Here is a 936-nt window from a genome sequence, read left to right as displayed (position 1 = left end):
CGCCCAGAGCTGGAAACTGAAATGCCGTAGACAAGGAAAAAACGCCGCAAAAAGTGTGAATTGTTTGATAACTCTGCGCCACAGCCCTGGCTATTTCTCATTTCTGTGGTATCGTGTGTCGTTGCAAAGGAGGAGGCACAACATGGCAAAACGCAGAGCCAACGGGGAAGGCAATCTCCGAAAACGGAAAGACGGCCGCTGGGAGGGACGGTACACCGCCGGTCACGACCCGGAGACGGGAAAGGCCATCTACCGGAACGTCCTGGGCCGGACCCAGGCGGAGACTCGGGCCAAGCTGAAGCAGGCCATTGAGGAGGCAAAGCAGGTCGACCCGGTAAAGGCAAAGCAGTACACCGTGGGGGAGTGGATGGACGTCTGGTTCGAGAACTACGCCAAGGTGAAGGTGAGACCATCCTCCCACCAGACCTACCGGGGCTACATCGAGAACCACATCAAGCCCAATATCGGGAAGATCCCACTGGGTAAACTCACTTCCCTGGACCTACAGAAGTTCTACAAAAAGCTGCTCAGCAGCGGCAGAGTGGAGCGCATCGAGAGTAAGAAACAGAGTAAGGGGCTAAGCACTAAGACTGTACGCAATCTCCACCAGATCATCGCCTCGGCCATGAAGCTGGCCAGGGAGCAAAAGCTCATCGCTGTGGATCCCACAGACGGCTGTGCTCTGCCGAAGGTGGAGCACAAAGAGATGAAAACACTCCCGGTGGAACAGCTGGCCTCCTTCCTCCGGGAAGCCAAAGAGAGCGGCGTATTCGAGCTGTACTACTTGGAACTGGCCACCGGCCTGCGGCGGGGAGAGCTGCTGGGGCTCAAGTGGGAGGATCTTGATTTGGAGAGAGGTGACCTCCGGGTTAAACGGCAAATAGCAAGAATCAACGGCGAGGTGGCGGAGGCTCCCCTGAAAACAAAAAACGCCTA

1 protein-coding gene is annotated in these 936 nt (G+C 56.5%); it reads left to right on the top strand.

The annotated features are described in order from the left end of the window. Positions 1-142: 142 nt before the first annotated feature. Positions 143-936, top strand: a 794-nt coding sequence (locus tag H6B31_RS16705) for a tyrosine-type recombinase/integrase (RefSeq protein WP_204899527.1), incomplete at its 3' end; no start/stop codon positions are given.

The sequence above is a fragment of the Pseudoflavonifractor capillosus genome (genome assembly GCF_016899775.1).
Lineage (GTDB): Bacteria > Bacillota > Clostridia > Oscillospirales > Oscillospiraceae > Lawsonibacter.
This window is presented reverse-complemented; position numbering and strand designations above follow the sequence as displayed.